Annotated in this window: 21 protein-coding genes and 1 pseudogene; 16 read left to right on the forward strand and 6 right to left on the reverse strand. The window is 39.8% G+C overall.

Going from position 1 to position 22,828, the window contains the following annotated elements; genetic code table 11:
• The first annotated feature begins 24 nt into the window (after positions 1–24).
• Both ACESZG_RS11790 and ACESZG_RS11795 read left to right on the forward strand, forming a co-directional pair.
• Positions 25–255 carry an acyl carrier protein gene (locus tag ACESZG_RS11790; RefSeq protein WP_055054282.1) on the forward strand — a complete coding sequence of 77 codons (231 nt, stop codon included), beginning with the start codon at positions 25–27 and terminating at the stop codon, positions 253–255.
• Between the two features lie 103 nt (positions 256–358).
• On the forward strand, positions 359–1,903 hold the full coding sequence (locus ACESZG_RS11795; protein WP_055054283.1) for an AMP-binding protein: 1,545 nt from the start codon (positions 359–361) through the stop codon (positions 1,901–1,903).
• A gap of 9 nt (positions 1,904–1,912) precedes the next feature.
• Here ACESZG_RS11795 and ACESZG_RS11800 read toward each other — a convergent pair whose 3' ends face one another.
• Complete coding sequence (locus tag ACESZG_RS11800; protein ID WP_055054284.1) at positions 1,913–2,491, reverse strand: TetR/AcrR family transcriptional regulator; 579 nt, start codon at positions 2,489–2,491, stop codon at positions 1,913–1,915.
• Between the two features lie 395 nt (positions 2,492–2,886).
• On the opposite strand from ACESZG_RS11800, the gene ACESZG_RS11805 reads away from it, so the two are divergent.
• From ACESZG_RS11805 to ACESZG_RS11815, 3 genes are read left to right on the forward strand one after another with little or no spacing between them, the layout of a single operon-like run.
• Complete coding sequence (locus ACESZG_RS11805; RefSeq protein WP_008706728.1) at positions 2,887–3,165, forward strand: helix-turn-helix domain-containing protein; 279 nt, start codon at positions 2,887–2,889, stop codon at positions 3,163–3,165.
• A complete protein-coding gene (locus ACESZG_RS11810) occupies positions 3,152–4,282 on the forward strand; it encodes a type II toxin-antitoxin system HipA family toxin (protein ID WP_373218367.1) in 1,131 nt (376 codons plus the stop codon). The genes ACESZG_RS11805 and ACESZG_RS11810 overlap by 14 nt, the downstream gene beginning before the upstream one ends.
• Before the next feature lie 43 nt (positions 4,283–4,325).
• Positions 4,326–4,802 carry an N-acetyltransferase family protein gene (locus tag ACESZG_RS11815; RefSeq protein ID WP_373218369.1) on the forward strand — a complete coding sequence of 159 codons (477 nt, stop codon included), beginning with the start codon at positions 4,326–4,328 and terminating at the stop codon, positions 4,800–4,802.
• Positions 4,803–4,962: 160 nt separating this feature from the next.
• Here ACESZG_RS11815 and ACESZG_RS11820 read toward each other — a convergent pair whose 3' ends face one another.
• Together ACESZG_RS11820 and ACESZG_RS11825 are read right to left on the reverse strand one after the other, a co-directional pair.
• Positions 4,963–5,547, reverse strand: coding sequence for an AAA family ATPase (locus ACESZG_RS11820; protein ID WP_373218371.1), 585 nt, complete (start codon positions 5,545–5,547; stop codon positions 4,963–4,965).
• Between the two features lie 324 nt (positions 5,548–5,871).
• Entirely contained in the window at positions 5,872–6,309 is a 438-nt protein-coding gene (locus tag ACESZG_RS11825) for an Rrf2 family transcriptional regulator (protein ID WP_373218373.1), read from the reverse strand.
• Between the two features lie 322 nt (positions 6,310–6,631).
• Between ACESZG_RS11825 and ACESZG_RS11830 the strand changes: the two genes are divergently transcribed.
• On the forward strand, positions 6,632–7,258 hold the full coding sequence (locus ACESZG_RS11830) for a DUF3786 domain-containing protein (RefSeq protein WP_349062617.1): 627 nt from the start codon (positions 6,632–6,634) through the stop codon (positions 7,256–7,258).
• Here the strand turns inward: ACESZG_RS11830 and ACESZG_RS11835 are convergent.
• On the reverse strand, positions 7,180–7,827 hold the full coding sequence (locus ACESZG_RS11835) for a TetR/AcrR family transcriptional regulator (RefSeq protein ID WP_373218375.1): 648 nt from the start codon (positions 7,825–7,827) through the stop codon (positions 7,180–7,182). The genes ACESZG_RS11830 and ACESZG_RS11835 overlap by 79 nt on opposite strands.
• Positions 7,828–7,995: 168 nt before the next feature.
• On the opposite strand from ACESZG_RS11835, the gene ACESZG_RS11840 reads away from it, so the two are divergent.
• The 3 genes from ACESZG_RS11840 to ACESZG_RS11850 all read left to right on the forward strand — a co-directional run bounded on the left by ACESZG_RS11840 (position 7,996) and on the right by ACESZG_RS11850 (position 10,704).
• Positions 7,996–8,766, forward strand: a complete 771-nt coding sequence (locus ACESZG_RS11840) for an AAA family ATPase (protein ID WP_055054289.1) — start codon at positions 7,996–7,998, stop codon at positions 8,764–8,766.
• A gap of 135 nt (positions 8,767–8,901) precedes the next feature.
• Positions 8,902–9,345, forward strand: coding sequence for an IS200/IS605 family transposase (gene tnpA / locus ACESZG_RS11845; RefSeq protein WP_020993527.1), 444 nt, complete (start codon positions 8,902–8,904; stop codon positions 9,343–9,345).
• Between the two features lie 30 nt (positions 9,346–9,375).
• On the forward strand, positions 9,376–10,704 hold the full coding sequence (locus tag ACESZG_RS11850; RefSeq protein ID WP_173720154.1) for an IS200/IS605 family accessory protein TnpB-related protein: 1,329 nt from the start codon (positions 9,376–9,378) through the stop codon (positions 10,702–10,704).
• 419 nt (positions 10,705–11,123) lie between these two features.
• On the opposite strand, the gene ACESZG_RS11855 is transcribed toward ACESZG_RS11850, so the two are convergent.
• Positions 11,124–12,149: a LacI family DNA-binding transcriptional regulator gene (locus ACESZG_RS11855; RefSeq protein ID WP_195277889.1), complete on the reverse strand. Its 1,026-nt coding sequence runs from the start codon at positions 12,147–12,149 to the stop codon at positions 11,124–11,126.
• A gap of 218 nt (positions 12,150–12,367) precedes the next feature.
• Between ACESZG_RS11855 and ACESZG_RS11860 the strand changes: the two genes are divergently transcribed.
• The 5 genes and pseudogenes from ACESZG_RS11860 to ACESZG_RS11880 all read left to right on the forward strand — a co-directional run.
• Positions 12,368–13,306 carry a sugar ABC transporter permease gene (locus tag ACESZG_RS11860; protein ID WP_008706704.1) on the forward strand — a complete coding sequence of 313 codons (939 nt, stop codon included), beginning with the start codon at positions 12,368–12,370 and terminating at the stop codon, positions 13,304–13,306.
• A 12-nt stretch (positions 13,307–13,318) separates the two neighbouring features.
• Complete coding sequence (locus tag ACESZG_RS11865) at positions 13,319–14,212, forward strand: carbohydrate ABC transporter permease (protein WP_022380668.1); 894 nt, start codon at positions 13,319–13,321, stop codon at positions 14,210–14,212.
• A gap of 19 nt (positions 14,213–14,231) precedes the next feature.
• The gene (locus ACESZG_RS11870) at positions 14,232–15,911 is read left to right on the forward strand and encodes an ABC transporter substrate-binding protein (protein ID WP_022380669.1); all 1,680 of its coding nucleotides are present in this window, start codon (positions 14,232–14,234) and stop codon (positions 15,909–15,911) included.
• A 31-nt stretch (positions 15,912–15,942) separates the two neighbouring features.
• A complete protein-coding gene (locus tag ACESZG_RS11875) occupies positions 15,943–17,427 on the forward strand; it encodes a glycoside hydrolase family 32 protein (protein WP_373218379.1) in 1,485 nt (494 codons plus the stop codon).
• Positions 17,428–17,438: 11 nt separating this feature from the next.
• Positions 17,439–17,693, forward strand: a pseudogene (locus ACESZG_RS11880) (PfkB family carbohydrate kinase); the annotation flags it as partial.
• A 100-nt stretch (positions 17,694–17,793) separates the two neighbouring features.
• Here the strand turns inward: ACESZG_RS11880 and ACESZG_RS11885 are convergent.
• Positions 17,794–20,310 carry a LuxR C-terminal-related transcriptional regulator gene (locus tag ACESZG_RS11885; protein ID WP_373218381.1) on the reverse strand — a complete coding sequence of 839 codons (2,517 nt, stop codon included), beginning with the start codon at positions 20,308–20,310 and terminating at the stop codon, positions 17,794–17,796.
• 506 nt (positions 20,311–20,816) lie between these two features.
• On the opposite strand from ACESZG_RS11885, the gene ACESZG_RS11890 reads away from it, so the two are divergent.
• Both ACESZG_RS11890 and ACESZG_RS11895 read left to right on the forward strand, forming a co-directional pair.
• On the forward strand, positions 20,817–22,184 hold the full coding sequence (locus tag ACESZG_RS11890) for an MATE family efflux transporter (RefSeq protein ID WP_373218383.1): 1,368 nt from the start codon (positions 20,817–20,819) through the stop codon (positions 22,182–22,184).
• Positions 22,185–22,196: 12 nt separating this feature from the next.
• The gene (locus ACESZG_RS11895) at positions 22,197–22,784 is read left to right on the forward strand and encodes an AAA family ATPase (RefSeq protein WP_025579125.1); all 588 of its coding nucleotides are present in this window, start codon (positions 22,197–22,199) and stop codon (positions 22,782–22,784) included.
• Positions 22,785–22,828 lie beyond the last annotated feature (44 nt).

The following is a 22,828-nucleotide window of genomic DNA, read 5'->3' on the forward strand; positions in this document are numbered from 1 at the left end:
AAATCAATATCAGGAGGAAATGCAATGAATCAGGAAATGGAATTTAAAAATATCGTAGCACAGTATAGCAAGGTAGCATCGGAAGAAATGAATAATGAAATGAGATTCCGCGAGGATCTGGGTTTCAGTTCTCTGGATTTTATGTCCTTTTTAGGTGAGCTTGAGGATACCTTTGATCTTGAACTTGACGAGAGCGAAGTGCTGAAGATCACAACTCTTGGCGAAGCCTTAAATCTGCTGGAAGAACTTCAGTAATTTTTTTCGAAGCAAAACTTATAAAGATGTCAGGGTCAAGGATATTTTGTACCTGACAGGATATCCATAACTTGAACAGTTCAGAAAATAATGGGGGACAGATATGCTGATCAGAAATATATTAGAAGAAAGTGTACGTAAATTTGATGAAGTAAAAGCAGTAAAATGGCTCAAGAAAAAGGAAATCATGGAAAGAAGCTATGGCGAACTGATGGAAAATGTAGTTTCCACCAGAAAAGGTCTTCTTGCAGAAGGCTTTGAGGGCAAACACATTGCACTGATCGGAACCAGTTCTGTAGAGTGGATGGAAAGTTATCTGGGAATCATCACCGGATGTACCACTGCAGTACCGCTGGATGCCGCACTTCCCTGTGAGGATCTGATCGATCTGCTTAACCGTTCCGATTCCGTAGCTCTTTTCTTAAGTCCGAAGCTTAGACCATATCTGGATGCATTTCTTGAAAACTGCCCGAAACTTCAGAAGGTGTGGATGCTTCAGGAAGAGGTAGAAGATGCACCGGCAAAGGTATATGGTATTGGTGAACTTCGAAATGCAGGAAAGAGCGCATCAGCAGATTCTGTCTGCCCGGATGCAGAGGATATTGCGACCATCATTTTCACTTCCGGAACAACAGGAAAGAGCAAGGGTGTTATGCTGACACAGAATAATCTGGCTTCCAATGTTGAGGCAGTAAAGATTACGGCAGAACCGGGAACTGCCGTGCTCAGTGTGCTTCCGATCCATCACGCATTCTGCCTGGTTATGGACTGGCTGAAGGGATTCTCTCTGGGTGCAACTCTTTGCATCAATGATTCCCTGCTCCATATGGTAAGGAATATGAGTATTTTCAAACCGGATATTATGCTTATGGTTCCAATGATGATCGAAACTATTTATAAGAGACTGGCTGCCGCTGATCCGTCAATTCCGAAGGCAGTTCTGGCAGAAAAGGTATTCGGTGGAAAATTGCGTATTATCTTTACAGGCGGTGCACATTTGGATCCATATTATATTGACCGTTTTGCAGAATATGGCGTCGAAGTACTGGAAGGCTATGGAATGTCAGAATGCTCTCCTGTTATCAGCAATAATACACTGGAAAACAATAAAAAGGGTTCTATTGGAAAACCACTTGAAAACGCAGAAATCAGATTCGAAAACGGTGAGATTCTGGTAAAGGGAAGCAGTGTTATGAAGGGATATTATCAGATGCCTGATGAGACAGCAGAGACTTTAAAGGATGGCTGGCTGCATACCGGTGACAAGGGATATATGGATGAAGACGGTTATCTGTTTATCAATGGACGTGTGAAGAACCTGATCATCCTGTCCAACGGTGAAAATGTATCTCCGGAGGAGATTGAGAATAAGCTGGCTCTGAATCCGCTGATAGGAGAAGTGATCGTCACAGGTGAGGACAATGGACTGACCGCCCGCATCTATCCGGAGCAGGCTGTTGTGGAAGCGAAAGCATTGGATGCAGAGGCAATTCAGGCACAGCTTCAGGCATTTCTGGATGAATATAACAGAAATCAGCCCACCTATCGCCGCATTACAGAATTGATTGTCCGCAAAAATCCGTTTATCCGCAACACAACAAAAAAAATCAGGAGACAGGATGTCCTGATTGATGAGCCTCTGGAATAAGACAGAGGCTTAAGATAAAAGTGGAAGCATACCGGATAAAAAAACCTCAGACAGAATATCAGCGATCACTTCCGGTGCCAGATTAAAATTATCCCGGCTCCATTTGTGGAGAACGCCGATGGTACTGCCGATGGCGCAGGTGATCACATAGGAAACTTCTTCCTTTGTATGCCTGTCAGGCCTGGAATTAGATGTAGTTTCTGTAACATAATGATGGAGCATAGTCAGCATTTTTTCAAACAGATCATTGCCATGAGGCGTGCTCAAAAGACCGGACAGAAAAGGATTTTCCATAGTGTACCGGCACAGAGTCAGAAAATAGGAACTGCAGATATCCCGGTCATTTTTTGGCTGGAAATTTTCCATCATGGAAAAAACATCATGAATAGTTTTATCCTCAACTGCAGAGATCAGTGAAGGGATGTCCTGATAGTGATTATAAAAGGTACTTCTGGCAATACCAGCTGTTTTAGTGATGTCGGATACAGTAATCCGGTCAGGCTCCTTTTCTTTTAACAATTTGAAAAAAGCACCTAAAATGGCCTCGTCAGCCACAGAATATCTTTCATCGGGAATTATATTTTGCATAGTTGTTTCCCCCGGGAGTCTGTAAGTAATACATAAAGTATATCACAAATCTGACGATACATCAGGTGCTTTTTCTTTTTTTTGAGAAATTTACGTTACTGTTCACTCCGTTCACAGTAACGTAGCCAAAATTCATTCCAGATTGCCTGTGGCAATGGAATTTTGGCTTGTATGTCTCGGGATTTTGGCATATTCATGCCAAAACACCTCGCGGGATAGTGGTGTGTGAACAGTAACAACAAATTTTCAATAATATATAAAGAATAGGTAAAGGCTTGATTTATGAAAGAGTAAATGATAGAATGATATTGGATAAAATATTGTCTGATTTTAATGAAATGGCGAAATTTTGGATAAAATAATATCCATAAAACAATAAAAAGCAAGGAGGGAAAATGGAGCAGTTTGTATGGGAAACAGCAGAGGAACTGGATCAGAAGCTTGCACAAAGGGTGCGTAATATCAGAAAACGACGCTCTATTTCTCAGGAAAAATTATCTTCCATGAGCGGAGTAAGCTATGGTTCAATTAAGAGATTCGAAACTACCGGACAGATATCATTGATATCACTGACAAAGATTGCCATGGCTTTGGATATTGCAGATGAGCTTAGAAATATTTTTACGCATGTTCCATATAAAGATATTCAGGAGGTCATAAATGAGGGAAGGTAATGCATTACAGGTATTTTATGATGAAAAACTTGTAGGAACACTGGCTATGACAGCTGACCATAAAGCTGCGTTTCAATATAGTGAAGAATGGATTGAAAATGGTTTTCCGATCAGTCCGTTTTCACTTCCCCTTAAAAAGCAGGTTTTTGTACCGACAAAAGATTATTTTGACGGATTATTTGGAGTATTTGCAGATAGTTTGCCGGATAATTGGGGGAGATTGTTGTTGGATCGTCTGCTACGTGCACATAAGCAGAATCCAGACAAATTAACAGTGCTGGATCGGCTGGCAATTGTTGGAAAGTCAGGTATGGGAGCACTTACCTATTATCCGGAGAAAAAAATAGATGAACAATATGGAGATGTGGATCTGGATGAACTTGCGGAGCAGTGCCGGAAAATACTAAATACGGAATACTCCGATAGATTGGATGAATTATATCGTCTCGGTGGTACAAGTGGTGGAGCCAGACCCAAAATTATGACTACAGTGAATGGAGAGGAATGGATTATTAAATTTCCTGCACATGTGGATGGAGAAAATGCAGGGAAGATGGAATATGATTATTCATGCTGCGCAAAAAAATGTGGTATTATAATGAGTGAAACCAGACTGTTTCCATCTGAGAACTGTGAGGGGTATTTTGGGATTAAGCGGTTTGACAGGATATCAGATAAAAATGGAACAAAGAGAATTCATATGCTGACAGCTGCTGCGTTGCTGGAGTTGAATTTTGAGCATCCAAGTCTGGATTATCACAGTCTGATGAAACTGACAAAAATATTAACCAGAGATAATGAGAAAGATATGAGAGAGATGTTTCGCAGGATGTGTTTTAATGTTTTTGCACATAACAGAGATGATCATTCAAAGAATTTCACCTATTTATATGATGATGAAAAAGACAGATGGAGCCTGAGTCCGGCATATGATCTTACTTACAGTAACACATACTATGGAGAGCATACTACAACAGTTGACGGAAATGGACGTAATCCAGGCAGAAAAGAACTCCTGACTGTGGGAATTGCGACAGGAATGAAAAAAGAGGTATGTATAGAAAGTATGGATATGGTAGAAAAGTGTGTGAAAAATATGCTGGGAAGATATCTTTAAAGAAATCGACATGTGGAATAATTTGTTACTTGGAGGACAAAAAATGACTATTAGAAAAGCAGAAGAAAAAGACATTCTAAGAATAATTGAACTGTTGGGACAGGTATTGCAGATCCATGCAGATATAAGACCTGATATTTTTATTCCCGGTACCACAAAATATACTGTAAGCCAATTGACAGAGCTATTAGGAAAAGAAGAAAAACCAATATATGTTGCAGTGAACGAGGAAGATGTTTGTGTAGGATATGCATTTTGCCAATTACAGGAACAGCCTTTTTCAACTAATATGGTACCGTTTAAGTCTATTTTTATAGATGATCTATGTGTTGATCAGCAGGCACGAGGACAGCATATCGGCGAGAGTTTGTTTGAATATGTAAAAAATGAAGCAAAGCGAATGGGCTGTTATGAAGTGACACTGAATGTATGGGCAGGAAATACTTCAGCCGAAAAGTTCTATGAAAAAATGGGTATGAAAACAAAAGAAAGGCAGATGGAATATATCCTGGAACATTGATGCGTTGTATGGCATATTTGAGAAGTCTATCTGCGAATTTACAGAGATATCCGATGGATGAATCCGATCAGTCAAACAGTAAATATTAAAAGAAAATGCAAATCAGGCACAAGTTATATTTCGGAAACTTGTGCCTGATTTTTACAGTGTTATTTGGAAATTACAGGTGCTTTTGTCTGATATTTTTAGCATTGATATAATTTATGATCATGTTTGCTGCATCGGAAATATCAAGTTTGCCTGTATCAATAGACAGCTGATACTGGCTGGCGTCTTCCCATTCTTTGCCTGTGCAGAATTTGTGGAAAGATGCTCTTTTCTCATCAACTTCCTTTATCAGCTTTGCAGCTTTTTTCTCATTAATACCGTCCCGTTCCATTACACGTTTGATACGGCAGTCTTTATCTGCGTGAAGAAAAACAGTAGTTGTCTCAGGATCATTTGCATAGATCGCTCCTGAACAGCGTCCGATGATTACGGCAGATTTTTGCTGCGTAAGTTCACGTATAAGTTCAAAAGATTTTTCCATCGGATTGCTTTCTCCGTAGCTTACAGCAATGCTGTAGAGCAGGCTGTTTACTGCCTTTTCCTGGAAAAATTCTTTGTTTTCGTCAAGCTTTCCAAGTTTTTTGGCCTCTTCTTCCAGCTTCTTTCTGTCATAGAGTTCCAGTCCAAGTCTGGAAGCCAGTTCTTTTCCTATTTCATGTCCGCCGCTTCCGCACTGTCTTGCTATTGTAATAATCATATCCCATGCCTCCTGTGCAATGATGTTGCATTTATTTACTGTCAAAGTACTTTTTCGGAATTATTATACTCAAAAAAAATTGAAATGTATATGCCAAAATCTACTATAAATTGCCTTTGCAAATCCTGATATTCTGGTACTTATGGCAAATTGGTCTGACAAATATTTGCTTAATAGAAACATTAGACAAATACTTTATATTGAGATATGATGAGAATTGTGGGAGCTGCTTTGCAGCGGAGCAATTCGTAGATATCAAGTGCTTTCCCTTTGTCCAATTTCTTACAGTATCTGAAAAAGAATATTCTCCTGTCATATAATGTTTTATAAATCATTTTGCATGGATGTTCGCTGATAATAGGTATTTATGATATCCTGTAAAGTAATCGTATTCATTTTTTCTTCAGCAGTTTTTTGGATTTCATTATAGAATCCCTGCAAAGATAACTGAATGTTAATGCCAACGCCACAATCTGGATTGGTATGAGTATCTAAATGAAGCAATGGTTTATCACCTTCAACTGCTTTATAAATATCCAGCAATGTAATCTGGTCTGCTGGTTTTGAAAGAGAAGGACGGGCATGTCCGGCTACACTGGTCATAAGTTCGGCTTTTTTTAGTTTTAACATAAGCTGGCGTACAAAGCCGGGATTTGTATGGACACTTTCTGCAATTGAGGCGCTGGAGAGAGATTTTTCCTGGTTGATAGCAATCAGAACCATCACATGAACAGTATCACTTAATTTCGTTGAATATTTCATGATAAGAAACTCCTTGTAGTATGATATAATGATTTTGCTTTCACATTTTTGAGACAAAAATATTTCTGGTTTGTCTAAAACATTTCAAGTTCGCAACAGTTCTTTCCAATATGTTGAGAAACTGTGCATATTTACTATTTTGATGATTGTAAATAATATAATTACAACTATAATGAAATTTAAAGGAAAAGTCAATACAGGAATGAAATTTACGGAGGATTGTATAATATGCAGATCGTAGACAAATTTATGAAACCACCAAAATCCTTGAATAAACATTGATTATTACATGATGCGATAAAATATTTACAAAGGAGAACTTATGGAATACAAAAATCAAACAGAAAATCGTGCATTTCAGGAAATGTTGCAGGCAGCAGTAAAACGGCTGCAAAATCGTTACGGAGAGGATATTGCTGCAAAAAGCGGGGCTGTTTTTCATAGCAGCCGAAATGTGCTTGAAGTACTGAGTTTTTATGAAACGATTGAAATTCAACTCCCTGAGTTTCGTATTAACTCAGACATGGACGAATGGCATTATCTGACATTGCTGCATTATCTGGATATGGCCGATGGAACAGAAGGTTCACAGAAGCTCATTACTTTTGGTAACCTGAAAGATGGATTGATTCGAGGAACCAAGTTTGACCGGACTGCAGAGCAGAAACTGGAAAAGCTTTTGCAGGATAAAGATCCTGAGAAAATTCAGAAAGCATGTAAAAACCTGGGTGCAGAATTCACAGAGACAAAGGCGGATCTGTGTGCTGTTTTTCCAGTTCTGCCAAGATATCCGGTAACTTTAAAGATATGGTTTGCAGATGAAGAATTTCCTGCATCTGGCAAAATATTTCTTCAGGATCATGCCGATCATTATCTGAGTGTAGAAGATGCGGTAACAGTTGGAGAAATTTTGCTGCAAAAATTATCGGAAGCATTTTCTTCCCTCTGATCATGAATCAGAAAACTTTCCAGCCCGGATTTGATAAATTTGTCGATTACTGTCTGAATCTGTTTCCAGTCATTACAGTGATTGCGGAGCATCAGTCTGTTGATGGAAAGGCAGCCATTCATTTGAAAATAAAAAACCGATTCTGCCTGTTCAAAGGTCAGGAGGCTGTGTGACATAAGCCAGGTCACATAGCCTTCTTTTGTATTTTCTGCTATTTTTTCCAGAAGAATAGGGGCAATTGCATCATCCAGAAACAGTGCCCTGTATTGTGATTCCATCTGTATTTTCTGACAGAACGGATAGGAACAGCTTTTTTGATTTAGACAGAATAAATGATCTACAGTTGTTAACATATCCTGAGTCATATCATTAAAAATATCTGATAATACATCATAGATATCGTAGTAATGAAGATAAAAAGTGCCACGGTTGATTTCAGCATTTTTGCAGATCTCTGTAACTGTAATTTTCGTAAAACTTTTCTGATTTAACAATTCTAAGAACGTATCTTTTATGGTTTGCCTGGTATAGCGGGTACGGCGATCTTGTTTTCTCGTTTTTTCTGACATTATATACTCCTGTATTAGTTAGTATCATATGATTTCTCAACAATTTTTCTGATGTGTTGAGTAACCATACAAATCTCACAGACTGATTATTGTAATTTATATAGTAACAACTATAATGAGGTTTAAAGAAAAAGTCAACAGATTGTTCAGAATTTTAGGAGGAAAAACATGGGACATGTAATTGCAGTATCAGGAAAAGGCGGCGTAGGAAAAACAACTCTTTGTGGTTTGTTGATCCAGTATTTATGTGAAAGCGGAAAACGTCCGGTCCTGGCGGTGGATGCAGATGCAAATGCAAATTTGAACGAAGTGCTCGGTGTTGAGCCGGAGGTCACACTTGGGGAGCTGAGAGAAGAAATTGAGCGGGCAGGCATAGACCCACGATATCAGATTCCCTCCGGTATGACAAAACAGGCATATCTGGAAATGCGTCTTTCTGATGCGATTGCAGAAGAAGACGATTATGATTTGATGGTAATGGGACGAACCCAGGGACAGGGCTGCTATTGTTTTGTAAATGGTCTTGTGCAGACCCAGGTTCAAAAACTGCAAAGCCATTATCCATATATTGTGGTTGATAACGAAGCAGGTATGGAACATATCAGCAGAGGAATCCTGCCAATGATGGAAGTTGCCATTCTTGTAAGTGATTGTTCCAGAAGAGGTGTTCAGGCAGCCGGACGTATTGCAAAGCTGATGAAGGAGTTAAACTTTAAACCACAGAAAACTGGATTAATCGTGAATCGTGTTCCGGATGGAAAACTGGATGCCGGAACTCTGGAAGAAATCCGAAATCAGGGACTGGAACTGTTAGGGGTTGTACCACATGATGACCAGGTATATCAGTATGACTGTGATGGAAAGCCGATCATACAGCTTCCGAAAGATTCTCCTGTAAGAAGTGCACTGGGAGAAATTATAAAGAAGTTAGGATTGTGAGTTGGGGGATTGAAAGTTTGAATAACTGTGCGTCGCATTCTCGTTACTTTCAGTGATGAGTTAGACGCGCAAATTTTTTTACTAAACAACAGAACAAATGTTTACATAAACCAATACATATGGTATAATATTTATATGGAAAAAGATATATTTAATATAGATAAAAACAAACTTTCATATGGTAGGGGATATGTCTATTCCTTGCAGTATCATCTTGTCTGGTGTACAAAATACAGAAAAAAGGTTTTAAAAAACGGAATCGATACAGAATGCAAAGAAATGTTACAGAATCTTGCAGAAGAATATAAATTTCAGATCCTGGCAATGGAGGTGATGCCGGATCATATCCATCTGCTTGTGGACTGTAAACCTCAGTTTTATATTTCAGATATGATCAAGATCATGAAAGGAAATCTTGCACGCCAGATGTTTCTTGCGTATCCGGAGTTAAAAAAGGAACTGTGGGGTGGGCATCTGTGGAATCCGTCTTACTGTGCCATAACGGTCAGTGACAGGAGCAGAGACCAGGTGCTTGCCTACATCGAAGGACAAAAGGAAAAAGAAAAGAAAAAAGCCTGACAGAAGAAATGATTTGTTGGAGGAAAAGAGATGCAGACCGTATCCAGCTATGGCGTAGAATTACGAAAACAGAATATCCCAGTCCGCCAGACACTGGAAATCTACCGGTCTGCGGTCTGTTACCTGACAGAAATATATGAGCAGGTGTGGGAAGAACTGGCAGAGATACCGGATGCCAAAAGGCGGTTTAATGCTGCAGAGCATCTGGTGCATACTACAAAAAAGAATCCTGCACGCTTTGATTTTGATCTTCGCTTTCCGAAGATGCCGTCCTACCTGAGGCGAGCCGCAATCCAGCATGCATTGGGAAGTGTATCTTCTTACGAAACACGGATGGATCTGTGGGAAAAGGCAGGAGAAAAAGCAGGGAAACCCAGACTGGCGTATGAGAATCATGCCATGCCTGTTTTTTATCGTGATGTCATGTACAGAGAGGAAAAAGAAGGAAAAGACGAAGCATACCTGAAACTGTATGATGGTCATGACTGGAAATGGTTTTGTGTGCGTTTAAATCACACAGATATGGAATATCTGCGCAGGAACTGGTCGGGGAAAAAGGCATCAGCCCCGACACTGGAGAAAAGGCACCATAAATATTTCCTGCGTTTTTCTTATACGGAAGAAGTGACACTTACGAAGACACCGGTAAAAGAACAGATCATCTGTAGTGTGGACTTGGGAATCAATACCGATGCGGTCTGTACTATTATGCGGGCAGACGGAACTGTCCTGGGGAGAAAATTTATCAATCATCCCAGTGAAAAAGACCGGATGTACCGCACACTGGGCCGAATCCGAAGATTCCAGAGGGAACACAGCTCTGCGCAGTCACGGGGAAGATGGGCATATACGAAACGCCTGAACATAGAGCTGGGAAGAAAAATTGCAGGTGCGATCGTAAAAAATGCAGAAGAGAACCATGCAGATGTAATCGTATTCGAGTATCTGGAAATGCAGGGAAAGATATCCGGAAAGAAAAAACAGAAACTGCATCTGTGGAGAAAACGGGATATCCAGAAACGCTGTGAGCATCAGGCACACAGAAAAGGAATGCGGGTATCCAGAGTCTGCGCATGGAATACGAGCAGGCTTGCATACGATGGCTCCGGAAGTGTGTCCCGTGACCCGAAAAATCACAGTCTTTGTGTATTCCAGACAGGAAAAAGATATAACTGTGACCTGTCGGCATCGTATAATATCGGAGCAAGATATTTTATCAGAGAACTTTTAAAACCCCTTCCGGTAACGGAAAGGTCTTTGCTGGAGGCAAAAGTCCCTTCGGTAAAGCGTAGAACCTCATGTGTTTATGCAGATCTGAAAGAACTTCATTTACAAATGGAAATCTTAAAGGCAGCATAAATGCAGGCAGATATACAGCGGACTACCTGCAATGTGGGAACCTGCCATATCTGGCATGGGAAAATGCGCATAACTGCGCTGGCCTAAGTTACAGGCGTATCCGCCGATATTTAGTCTGACGCCTAAAGCGTCTGGAAGCACGCGACTTCAGTCGTGTGAGGATAAAGTTTTTAATTCACTATGCGAAACCAATTACTATAAAAGATAATTGCTGGCTGCCGGAAATCCATGCCGGGTTATTCGCAAAATAACTGAAAAAGATCATATGAAATAAGATAATACAATCAATAAAGGGGATGCCGTTTAATACCACTTTTCGGCATCCCCTTTTTGCCAAAATAATTAAGTATTCCAATATCCGATATGGCAGAAATATTTCTGGGACAGATTGTATTCCGGAGAAAAATGAAAGGTTAGTTTTAACTGGTTGTATTACGGCGAATCAATATTGGAGTAATCTGTTTATGGACAGGCTTTTCCAGTGGTTTAGGGGAACGTTTTTTTTGTTCTTCCATCTGTTGAACCAGAAGCTCCATGGCAGTCTGTGCAATAATATCAATCTGCTGACCAACAGTTGTGATTGGGAGAATTGCCTCACTGGCAATGGGAGAATTATCAAATCCTATGATTTCATAGAAAGAGGGTAATTCTCGGTATTTCTGGAAAATCAGGTTAAGAAACATGTTTGCATAAGTATCGTTGGCAAGGAAAATGCCTTTTTTTTGATTGGGATATTTCTCTTCTATTCTTGTAAAAATACGTCTTATTTCATTTAAAATTTCCTGATAAGAATTACCGCTTACACTTAGATCAATATCATAAGGAACCTGATATTCTTTACAGGTTTCCTTAAATGCGCGAATACGGTCGTAAGCAGGAACTGCTTTCTCAACATTGACATTGATGTGGATCAGTATATCACATTTATCACGGATCAGCAGAGTGGTAGCCTGAAGCGCACCCATATAGTTGTCAGTGGTAACACTGCTGATATATTCCGCTTCACGTTCAATGGCAACGATGGGAATCTGATAGGAGGATAATTGTTTTGATGACAGCGTATGACTTAAAACAATGAGACCTTCAATCTGATAGGATAGGAGCTCTTCAATATATTGCTGTTCTTCTTCAGCCCCATGTTCACTGCTAAAGACGAGAAATTTGTAGTGATAATCACTGTAGCTGGACAGCAGTTGTGTCAGCATTTCAGAATAATAATGCAGATAAAGATTCGGAATAATGATTCCGATAAATTCACTTTTTCCGTTTGCCAGAACTTTTGCAAGTTTATTTTTTTTATAGCCAAGAGTATCAAGGGCCTGAGAAATTTTTTCCTGATTTTCAAGTGTAAGGGAATCAGGATGATTGAAATATCTTGATATTGTAGTTTTTGAAAAATGAGTATATGCTGCAATATCTGCAAATGTCACCTGTTTTTTTGACATGAAACTTATTCTCCTTATAAATAAATGCAAATATTTTTTTAAGTATAGCAATTATTATACAAAAAGGCAATATTAAAATAACCGATTACGTAACCGGTTATTTTAATGAAGAAAAGTGTTGACAGAGAGTGTGTGATGTAGTAACATCAGATTATAAAGTAACCGGTTACTTAACCGGTTTCGTGAACAATGTATGAAAGGAATGGAGGAAAAAGTGCATGAAAACAGTGCAGAACCAAGCAAAGCCCGTAAGCAAGCAGACGTGGAGAAATAAGGTTACGTATGTGAAGAAAAACTGGCAGTTATATCTTTTTTTCTTAATGCCGGGACTTTTACTGACAATCATTTTTAAGTATCTCCCGATGGGAGGGCTTTTGATTGCGTTTGAAGATTATAATGTAATCAAGGGAGTACTTGGAAGTCCATGGGTTGGACTTGAATATTTCAGACGTTTTTTATCATCACCGGATTTTATGAACTATCTGATGAATACATTAAAGCTGAGTATCTATGGATTATTATGGGGATTTCCGGTTCCGATTATTCTGGCATTACTTATGAATCGTATTCAAAAAACAGGGATCAAGAAAAAAGTACAGCTTCTGATCTATATGCCGAATTTTATATCTGTAATAGTACTTTGTGGTATGGTTCGTATGCTGTTATCACCGGTAGGACCTTTGAACAGGCTGCTTGGGATTAGCACAAACTGGATGACAATGCCATCTGCTTTCCGTACTATTTATATAGCAAGTGGAATCTGGCAGACTGCAGGCTGGGCATCTATTATGTATACTGCAGCATTATCTAATGCGAGCAAAGAGTTGGAAGAAGCGGCAGTTATGGATGGTGCAAACCTTTTGCAGCAGATCTGGTACGTGGAGCTTCCGGCGATTAAGAACATTATTGTAATTCAGTTTATCCTGCAGGCAGGAAATATTATGAGCATTGGATTTGAGAAGGCATATGCATTGCAGACAGATATGAACCTGCCGGCATCAGAAATTTTATCTACATATGTATATCGCATCGGTCTTTTGAACGGTGATTATGGTTATTCTACGGCGGTAGGTCTGTTTAATTCAGTTGTAAATGTAATTCTGTTGATTTTTGTAAACTGGGTTGTAAAGAAGCTGAATGATGGAGAGGGATTATAGGAGGAAGAGAAGATGGAGAAAAAGAAGAGAAAATATTCAAGGACAGATCGTCTGATCCTTGGAATTGGATTCACGATTCTTGGACTGTTTGTGCTTTCTATTGCGATTCCAATTATATATGTAGTACTTGCATCTTTTATGGATCCTACTGTTTTGAATAATCAGGGACTGAGCTCTGATATTAAGGACTGGACTTTGGATGCTTATAGAAGAGTACTGGAGAATGAGATGATCTGGCGCGGATTTTTGAATTCTTTTCTGTATTCATTTGTATTTACAGTGATCTCAGTTTTTGTAACATTACTGGCAGCCTTTCCTCTGTCTAAAAAAGAATTTGTGGGAAGAAAATTTTTTAATCTGATTTTTCTGATCACAATGTTTTTTGGGGGAGGAATGATTCCAACATTTATTTTGATCAATCAGCTGCATATGGTAAATACAGTATGGGCGGTTTTGATTCCGGGAGCATTTAACGTTTGGAATATGATTCTTGCAAGAACTTATTATCAGTCAATTCCGGCAGAATTAAGAGAAGCATCTGCAATTGACGGTGCTAATGAAATTCAGCATTTTTTCAAAATTATGATGCCGGTATGTAAACCGATCATTGCAGTACTGGCACTGTGGTCATTTGTCGGAATGTGGAATAGCTACTTTGATGCGATGATTTATCTGAACGATGCAAATCTTCAGCCACTGCAGCTGGTACTGCGTTCAATCCTGGTGCAGAATACTCCACAGCCGGGAATGATTGCAGATATCCAAAGCACAGCAGAGATGGCAAAGGTAGCAGAACAGTTGAAATATGCAACAATTGTAGTATCAAGTTTACCACTTTTAGTGATGTATCCATTTTTCCAGAAATATTTTGATAAAGGAATTATGGTTGGATCGGTAAAAGGCTAAAGAAAGGAATGATACAGATATGAAGAAAAACAGAGTAAGAAGTTTGCTTGCACTTGGACTTTCTTTAACAATGATGGTAAGTATAATGGGGTGTGGAAAACAGCAGAGGCTTGATGCTGAGATTAATCCGGATACACCGGTATCGGATGTACAGTTTCCATTGAAAGAAACAGAGGAGCTTTCTTTTATTACCAGTGCACCGGCCACTTCAACACAGGATCCAAATAAAAGAGTGATTTTCCAGAGAATGGAAGAACAGACAAATGTTCATATTGACTGGACCTGCTTTGTATCAGATCAGTTTTCAGATAAAAAGAATCTGGCGTTGGCTCAGTTTGGAAATCTGCCGGATGGACTGTTTAATGCAGGCATGAGTGATTATGATCTGTTGCGTTATGCAAAGCAGGGAATAATTATTCCGCTGGAAAATCTGATTGACAAATATATGCCAAACCTTCAGGCTGTGTTTGAAAAATACCCGGAATACAGAACCATGTGTACAGCACCGGATGGACATATTTACTCTTTTCCGTGGATTGAACAGCTTGGTTCCGGAAAAGAAGCAATTCAGGCCATTGGAGATATTCCTTATATTAATAAGAAATGGCTTGATTATCTTGGCCTTGAGATTCCAACCACAACAGATGAACTGGAGCAGGTACTGATTCAATTTCGAGATCATGCAGATGATCTGAAACAAGAGTTTTCCATTGAAGGTGATGTAATACCAATGTCATTTATTATCAATAACGGAGATCAGGATCCTTCAATCTTAATAAATGGATTCGGAGATGGTTATGGGGACACAGGAGATCATTTTGCTGTAACAGATGAAGGTAAGGTGATTTATACAACGGTTCAGGAAGGATACAAAGAAGGTATCAAATGGCTGCATAAACTTGTGACAGAGAATCTGATCGATCCGGAAGCATTTACACAGGAATGGTCTACTTATGTTGCAAAAGGAAAGAATCACCGTTATGGACTTTGCTTCACATGGGATATTGCTAATATAGACAACAATACGGATTATGTGATGCTTCCGGCACTGACCGGACCGGATGGAATGAGAAATATCACCAGACAGAACAACAGTGAGACCAGCGGTTTTGACAGAGGAAGATGTGTGCTTACTACCAGCTGCCGTAACACGGCACTTGCTGCCGCATGGATCGATCAGATGTATGCACCCCTTCAGTCTCCGCAAAATAACTGGGGAACCTATGGAGAGAAGGATTCCTTTAATATTTTTGAGCTGTCTGTAAACAAAGATGGCGAAAAAATGTTAAAGCATATGGACTTAGGAGATCAGTCACCGGTGGAAGTACGTGAAGCGCAATCTGTAAATGGTCCTCTCGCTATATTAAATGAATATTATGACGTATATGTAACACAGCCGGAAGATGCGAAATGGCGTCTGGATAATATGCATGAGACATATTTACAGGATATGAACAGCAAATATGTTTATCCTAATGTATTTATGAGTATTGATGATACAAACAAAGTGTCACAGTATGATACAGATATTAAGAAATATGCAGAACAGAAGAAAGCAGATTGGATCCTGAACGGAGGAATTGATGAAGAATGGGATTCTTATCTGAAAAAAATGGAGAAGTACGGGCTTTCCGATTACCTTTCAATCAAGCAAAAATATTTTGACCAGTATCAGGATTCATTAAGCAGTGAAAAATAAGAGAAGATATCATTTTGACAGGAGGAACTATATGAGCGAAATGTTGGAAAAGGCAAGAAAATATGAATTTATACAGGGACAGCAGATCAAAGAGGAAGAAAGACCAGCCTTTCATATAACTCCTTATGTTGGCTGGATGAATGATCCAAATGGATTTTCCTATTATAAAGGAGAGTATCATTTGTTCTACCAGTATAATCCGTATAGCACACATTGGGACAGTATGCACTGGGGACATGTAGTGAGTAAGGATTTATTGCATTGGAACTATGTTCCGACTGCATTGGCACCGGATGAAGATTATGATAAATTCGGCTGTTTTTCAGGAAGTGCCATAGAATTAGAGGATGGCAGACAGTTGCTTATGTATACTTCTGTAAATCAGGAGAAACTGGAAGACGGAACTGTAAGGGATATTCAGACACAGGCAGTGGCAGTTGGAGATGGTAAGGATTATGAAAAGTATGATAAGAATCCGGTTCTGACAGCCAAAGATCTTCCAAAGGGGGCTAGTAAAGTAGACTTTCGTGATCCCAAAATCTGGAAAGGGAACGATGGAAAATTTTATTGTGTTATAGGAAGTCGTCCGGCTGATGGAAGCGGACAGATCCTTCTTTACAGAAGTAAAAATGGCTTTGAATGGGAATTTGTAAGCATTCTGGCAAAGAATCAAAATCGTTATGGAAAAATGTGGGAATGCCCGGATTTCTTTGAATTGGACGGCAAATATGTGCTTCTGACAAGTCCACAGGATATGCTTCCGGAAGGATTAGAATTTCATAATGGAAATGGAACGTTATGTATTATTGGGGAGTTGGATCCTGAGACACATACTTTAAAGGAACAGTTTTGTCAAGGTGTTGATTACGGAATTGACTATTACGCAATGCAGACACTGCTTGCACCGGATGGACGAAGGATTATGATCGCCTGGATGCAGAACTGGGATACGCTTGCATATCGATGCAATGACTCTGGATGGTTCGCACAAATGAGTCTTCCAAGAGAACTGTCTATTAAAAACGGAAGATTGTATCAGGTTCCGGTCAGAGAACTTAATGCCATGCGTGCAAACAAAGTCGAGTATAACAATGTTGTGATAAAAGATACCAGGCTCACACTGGATCAGATTGAAGGACGAACGGTAGATCTGGAACTTGTGATACGACCGGCAGATAAAGACAATCTTTATAAAAAATTTGAACTCTGTTTTGCAGAGAATGAGAAATATCATTCTACATTATGCTTCCGTCCGGATGAATCTGTTTTAAAAATCGATAGAAAATTCTCAGGAAGCGAACGGGCGCTGGTTCATCAGAGCAGTTGTCTGGTAAACGGTGACAGCAATGAACTAAAACTGCGTGTGATTTTGGATAAGTTTAGTGTGGAAGTATTTATTAATGACGGCGAGCAGGTTATGTCTGCGGTTATTCTTACAAAGCAGGAAGCAAAGGGGATTTCTTTCTTTGCTGATGGTGAAGCTAAGCTTGATATAGTGAAATATGATTTATTATAATAAAGCGTTATAAATTGGGACATAATGCAGCATTTATTGGTAAGGTTGGTAATGATTTTTTTGGAGATCAGTTGAGAGCAGCCATAAAAGAAGCAGGAATTGATGACATTGGATTATGTACAGATGAAAAAATTCATACTACGCTTGCTATGGTACATACATATCCGGATGGAGATAGGGATTTTTCCTTCTATCGTAATCTGGGAGCAGACATGATGCTGAATAAAACTGAGATTCCCGAGGATATTCTCAAGGAAACAGAAATGCAAATAAGTAAAAAACTTTAAATTTGTAATTCTTGCCAAATAGCAAGGAAATCGCAAGACTTTGGTCATGTGAATTTCCTTGCTTTTTTTTCTCAAAGTGTCAGGTAAGGCCCTTGTTTATGGAAGAAATCAGCTCTGCCAGTTGTTTCCTTTTGGTGCGTGTATCACCGTTGATCATCAACTTGGAATAAATCTGGTTGATATATTGCTTCACAGTGCCTTCAGAGAGAAATAACCTTTCGGCAATTTCGCGGTTGCTCAGACGGTCAGTGATCAAAGCTGCGATTTCTGCTTCTCTGCTGTTCAGCATATTTAGGATCTCAGGCCTGTAATTACGGCTGGACAGGCGGAGACAGTGCTGTTCATAAACAGAACCAAGGGAAGGAATCCGGTCTGTAAAAGGCTCTGATGCTATGGAATTAATACTGCTCAGCACGTCCTTGATATAGGTATAATTTTCTACAAAAGGAATCAGAAAGCCATCCGGCATGGCGTGTCCTAAGGCTTTCTGCAGAAGCTGTCGTGCATCATGATGTTTGCCCAGCATTGCGTAAGCAGCAGCGGTCTGGATCTGAACGTGGAGAGACACAAGTTCATAGTGCATTTTCTCACAGACAGGCAGAAGTGTTTCGCTTCTGCCTATAACTTTTGCGTACATTTTCTGTGAAAGAAAGACCTGATTCTCGATCATTTCCATCATAGGTCTGCAGGGAGAGAGAAAGCTGACAGTGGATAACATATGGTCTTTGAATAATGCAGGAATTTTTTCCGGCATTCTAATTAATGCATAGTAGTAAGCATAAGTACTGTCAAAAATATTCAGCCACATCATATTGTGGAGAGACAGAAGCTCCTTATGCTTTACTTCAGGGTTCTTCACAAAGGTGACACTCTCCTGAAAAAGGGAAAGCCTTGCAGCAAGGAAATCACAGCAGAGCGAAATATTGTGCTGTCCGTTTGATGCAATGGTGGAATAAGTCTGCTCCAGCAGAATCTGTGCATCTGAAAAATTCCCCTGCATAAATGCTGCCTCTGCATTCATGAGCAATTCCGCACCCTGTCCATGTCCCTGGGTGATCCTGTAATAGTGGGGCATACATTCATTCATAGCTGTCAGTTCTGCATCCAGGGTTCCGGATCTGCGGTGAAACATCATCAGAACAGAAGGAGAACCGAAGGTCCAGCTTCCTGTTTTGCGGATACTGATGGCAGGTCTGGTCATTTTGGAACTGGCCTGACGGTGCAGAACGCTCATACCGGTGATATCGTTATACATCAGAAAACTCATAATAAGATCACATTCTCCGGAGAGATTCTTTCGCTCATCTTCGGACAAAGTGTTATCTTCAGCTATGGTATCTGTTAGAAGCTGCTTCAGTTCCAGCATTTTGGGAATCTGATGCCAGGTAAACATACGGCGCATCAATACGAGAAGGGCCAGAGGCCTGTTCTTCAGGATTTCTGTTGGACAGACATCAAGAAATGCGAGAACCTTTTCCGGCGAAAGAGAAGCCAGGAGGATTCCTGCATCCTTTTGGATAACAGCAAGTGCTGCATCATAGTTAAGAGCCTTGTTATAGGCAGCAAGTGCCTGCAGAAACTGTCCCCGGGATTCATACCATTGTCCGTAACGATTCCGGAAATCTGTCTGTTTTTCATGGGAAAGCATGGCAAAGGCACGCTGTGTACATTCCTTCATCATATGGTGAAAACGGAAGCTGATTCCATCGGACAAAGGAGTGATAAAAGCATTCTGTCTGGTCATAAGGAAAAGAATCTGTCCGGCTTCCGGATTCCCTGTAATAAAAAGTGCCATTTCAACGGTAAATTCATCTGCAAGTCCCATAACAGTGAGAAATTCCTGCTGTGCATCAGAGAGAGGTGCGATCATAGCAGAGGAAAACATATCATAGATATTAGAAGTATGGTCAGGAAAATGTCCGCTTTCAAAAAAGGTACAGAGATTCAGATAGACTGCAGAGAACCATCCTTCACTGGAATAGAGAAGCGTGTTCAGCTGATCTTCGTTCAGGCTGGCACCGCAGCGATGGGTATAGACAGAAAGCTCCCGCCGGTTCAGACACAGATCCCTGGTATGGATCTGATATAACTTTTTGCCAAGACGGAGAATCTCTTTTCCGGACAGAAAAGCATTTCTGCCGGATACGATCAGGTGGATATTTTCAGGCAGTCTGTTGGCAAGCATACAAAAAAAATCTGCAACATGAGGTTCACCCAACAGATGAAAATCATCAATAAAAATGTAGTAAGAGGTCTGACCGCTCAGGGAATAACAAAGCTCATCAGCAAGCATCCCGGCACTGGCAGCATCTGAGGGGCAACTATAATTATCCAGAAAATCAAGCCCTGCAAAGGCAAATGCCTTCTGAACGCTCTGCCAGAAAACAGACAGATTATCAGAATAAATACTGATCCGGATCACACAGGAATTTCCGTTTTTGCTCTGTTTGTCCAGATACCAGTTGATAGCAGTTGTTTTTCCATATCCCATGGGAGCGGTCACAGCAGTGAATGCAGATTGTGAAATCGGCTTCAGATTCTCCTGCAGACGCTCAGAGATGTAAATTGTATTCAGATTATATTTCTTTTTAGACATCTGTAAAACCTCTCATTTGATACGATATGTTTTATTTTAGCATATAAAGTATCAAAATGAAACTTTTTCCCAGGCGGTTTTTCAGGCAATATCTGCCGCCGCTTTTGCTATACAGGGGGCACTTTTTGGTGCCGAAAAGTGAATTATCAAAGGTATTTCCAGATAGCAGAAAATCTGTTATATATGGAACTGGGAGTTGCACTTGAAAAGCCAAAACAGGAAATCTGTAAAACGATTATTGATTACATCGATCAAAATAAAATAGATTGATATGCATTGTAAAATGTAAATTGTAAAAATATTTTGTTTGACTTTTAAAAAAACAGGAAATATAATGATAACGAACGAGTAGCAGATGAGCGTAAATCCAGTTTCATGCTACTCGTTTTTCTTTTGTTAAATAGAATATTTGCTGTGAAAAAAGTGTGTAGCCTGTCAGCGTAAGTCCAGCTTATGTGACAGGGTGCGCACTTTTTTTGTGCAGAAAAGAGAGGAGTTAAAGTAAAATGGCAGAAAGCAACAAAATGAAGGATATGCCGGTGAATAAGCTGATGATCCAGATGGGAATCCCTATGATCTTATCCATGGCATTGCAGGCGGTCTATAACATTGTAGACAGTGCGTTTGTAGGAAATATGAGAGTAGGCAGTGAAGCTGCATTAAATGCCCTCACTCTGGTATTTCCGGTTCAGATGCTTATGGTAGCGGCAGGAATCGGAACAGGTGTAGGAACAAATGCACTTCTTGCAAGGACACTTGGACAGGGAAACAGGAAAAAGGCTGCAAAGGTAGCAGGAAACAGTCTGTTCCTGGGTGTGATCATTTACGTGGTCTGCTTACTGTTTGGTATTTTTGGAGTGAAAGCATATATTTCATCACAGACAGTTGATGCGGAAGTACTTGAAATGGGAGTCAGTTATCTGCGGATATGCTGTGTGATTTCTTTTGGTATTATTTTCTTTTCTTTATTTGAAAAGCTATTACAGGCAACAGGTCGTTCTCTTTATTCTACAATCGGACAGGTGGTTGGTGCCGTTGTAAATATCATTCTCGATCCGATCATGATCTACGGCATTGGACCTTGTCCTGAAATGGGAGTGAAAGGTGCAGCTTACGCAACTGTAATTGGTCAGGTTGCTTCTGCTGTATTGCTGCTTATTTTTCATATGAAACTGAACAGGGAATTCGGGCATGGACCGAAATACATGAAACCGAATGCTGGTGTTATAAAAGAAATCTATGCAATCGGACTTCCGGCAATTATTGCGCAGGCTCTGATGTCCATTATGGTTTATGTGATGAATATGATCCTGAAGTTCAATCCATCAGCACAGACAGCCTATGGATTGTTCTATAAAGTCCAGCAGTTTGTTCTCTTCCTTGCTTTTGGTCTGCGAGATGCGATCACTCCGATCATTGCATTTGCTTATGGAATGAGAAGCAAAAAGAGAATTCAGGATGGTATCAAATATGGAATTATTTATACCATTGCATTAATGATTCTGGGAATTGCAATTACGGAGATTTTCCCCGGAGCGTTTGCAATGCTGTTTAATGCAGGACAGTCAAGAGAATATTTTATTGCCGCGATGAGAGTGATTTCAGTGAGTTTCTTGTTTGCCGGAATTAATGTTGCTTATCAGGGAATTTACCAGGCATTGGATGGTGGCCTGGAATCACTGGTGATTTCACTTTTGAGACAGCTGATTATTATCCTGCCATTGGCGGGAATCTTTTCTCTGTTTGTCAGAAATGGTCAGATGGGAGTTTCGTTGATCTGGTGGGCATTTCCAATTACTGAAATAATTTCATGTTTTGTGGGATATGTATTTTTAAAGAAAATCAGAAAAAATAGGGTTGATGTTTTAAACTAGGAGGAATCAGAGATGGCAAAAAGAATTATTACGATCAGCAGGGAATTTGGAAGCGGTGGACGTTTTATCGGAGAAGAAGTGGCAAAGAAACTCGGAATTGCCTATTATGATAAAAATATCATTGGTCAGATTGCAGAAAAGTCCGGCTTATCACCGGAATATATTCAGGAAAATGCGGAATTATCTCCGAAAAAAGGTTTGTTCGCATATGCATTTTCCGGTCGTGATATCACAGGAAAATCTGTGGAGGACATGGTGTATGAGGCACAGAGAAATATTATTTTAGAATTGGCTGAGAAGGAGCCTTGTGTGATCATTGGAAGAAATGCAGACTATATACTGAAAGACCGGGACGATGTGCTGAATGTATTTATTCATGGGGACATGCCGGAAAAAATAAAGCGTATCACTGGTTTATACAATGTAAAAGAGAAGGAAGCTGTGAAAATGATGGCAGACACAGATAAAAGGCGAAGAACAAATTATAACTTTTACACAGATCAGAACTGGGGAAAAGCCAGCAATTACACACTGTGCCTGAACAGCTCACAGCTTGGATATGACAGATGTGAGATGATAATTATGGAATGCGTGAAATAAAAACAGATTATGTTTTTTATTCAAATTGACTGAGTGGAAGATCC

The organism is Blautia sp. Marseille-P2398, from assembly GCF_964240315.1.
Taxonomy (GTDB): Bacteria; Bacillota; Clostridia; order Lachnospirales; family Lachnospiraceae; genus Blautia_A; species Blautia_A wexlerae.

Bases quoted from the DNA above. Each gene is read 5' to 3' on its own strand.
- ACESZG_RS11790 (WP_055054282.1), top strand. From the start codon at position 25: ATGAATCAGGAAATGGAATTTAAAAATATCGTAGCACAGTATAGCAAG.
- ACESZG_RS11795 (WP_055054283.1), top strand. From the start codon at position 359: ATGCTGATCAGAAATATATTAGAAGAAAGTGTACGTAAATTTGATGAA.
- ACESZG_RS11800 (WP_055054284.1), bottom strand. From the start codon at position 2,491: ATGCAAAATATAATTCCCGATGAAAGATATTCTGTGGCTGACGAGGCC.
- ACESZG_RS11805 (WP_008706728.1), top strand. From the start codon at position 2,887: ATGGAGCAGTTTGTATGGGAAACAGCAGAGGAACTGGATCAGAAGCTT.
- ACESZG_RS11810 (WP_373218367.1), top strand. From the start codon at position 3,152: ATGAGGGAAGGTAATGCATTACAGGTATTTTATGATGAAAAACTTGTA.
- ACESZG_RS11815 (WP_373218369.1), top strand. From the start codon at position 4,326: ATGACTATTAGAAAAGCAGAAGAAAAAGACATTCTAAGAATAATTGAA.
- ACESZG_RS11820 (WP_373218371.1), bottom strand. From the start codon at position 5,547: ATGATTATTACAATAGCAAGACAGTGCGGAAGCGGCGGACATGAAATA.
- ACESZG_RS11825 (WP_373218373.1), bottom strand. From the start codon at position 6,309: ATGAAATATTCAACGAAATTAAGTGATACTGTTCATGTGATGGTTCTG.
- ACESZG_RS11830 (WP_349062617.1), top strand. From the start codon at position 6,632: ATGGAATACAAAAATCAAACAGAAAATCGTGCATTTCAGGAAATGTTG.
- ACESZG_RS11835 (WP_373218375.1), bottom strand. From the start codon at position 7,827: ATGTCAGAAAAAACGAGAAAACAAGATCGCCGTACCCGCTATACCAGG.
- ACESZG_RS11840 (WP_055054289.1), top strand. From the start codon at position 7,996: ATGGGACATGTAATTGCAGTATCAGGAAAAGGCGGCGTAGGAAAAACA.
- tnpA (WP_020993527.1), top strand. From the start codon at position 8,902: ATGGAAAAAGATATATTTAATATAGATAAAAACAAACTTTCATATGGT.
- ACESZG_RS11850 (WP_173720154.1), top strand. From the start codon at position 9,376: ATGCAGACCGTATCCAGCTATGGCGTAGAATTACGAAAACAGAATATC.
- ACESZG_RS11855 (WP_195277889.1), bottom strand. From the start codon at position 12,149: ATGTCAAAAAAACAGGTGACATTTGCAGATATTGCAGCATATACTCAT.
- ACESZG_RS11860 (WP_008706704.1), top strand. From the start codon at position 12,368: ATGAAAACAGTGCAGAACCAAGCAAAGCCCGTAAGCAAGCAGACGTGG.
- ACESZG_RS11865 (WP_022380668.1), top strand. From the start codon at position 13,319: ATGGAGAAAAAGAAGAGAAAATATTCAAGGACAGATCGTCTGATCCTT.
- ACESZG_RS11870 (WP_022380669.1), top strand. From the start codon at position 14,232: ATGAAGAAAAACAGAGTAAGAAGTTTGCTTGCACTTGGACTTTCTTTA.
- ACESZG_RS11875 (WP_373218379.1), top strand. From the start codon at position 15,943: ATGAGCGAAATGTTGGAAAAGGCAAGAAAATATGAATTTATACAGGGA.
- ACESZG_RS11885 (WP_373218381.1), bottom strand. From the start codon at position 20,310: ATGTCTAAAAAGAAATATAATCTGAATACAATTTACATCTCTGAGCGT.
- ACESZG_RS11890 (WP_373218383.1), top strand. From the start codon at position 20,817: ATGGCAGAAAGCAACAAAATGAAGGATATGCCGGTGAATAAGCTGATG.
- ACESZG_RS11895 (WP_025579125.1), top strand. From the start codon at position 22,197: ATGGCAAAAAGAATTATTACGATCAGCAGGGAATTTGGAAGCGGTGGA.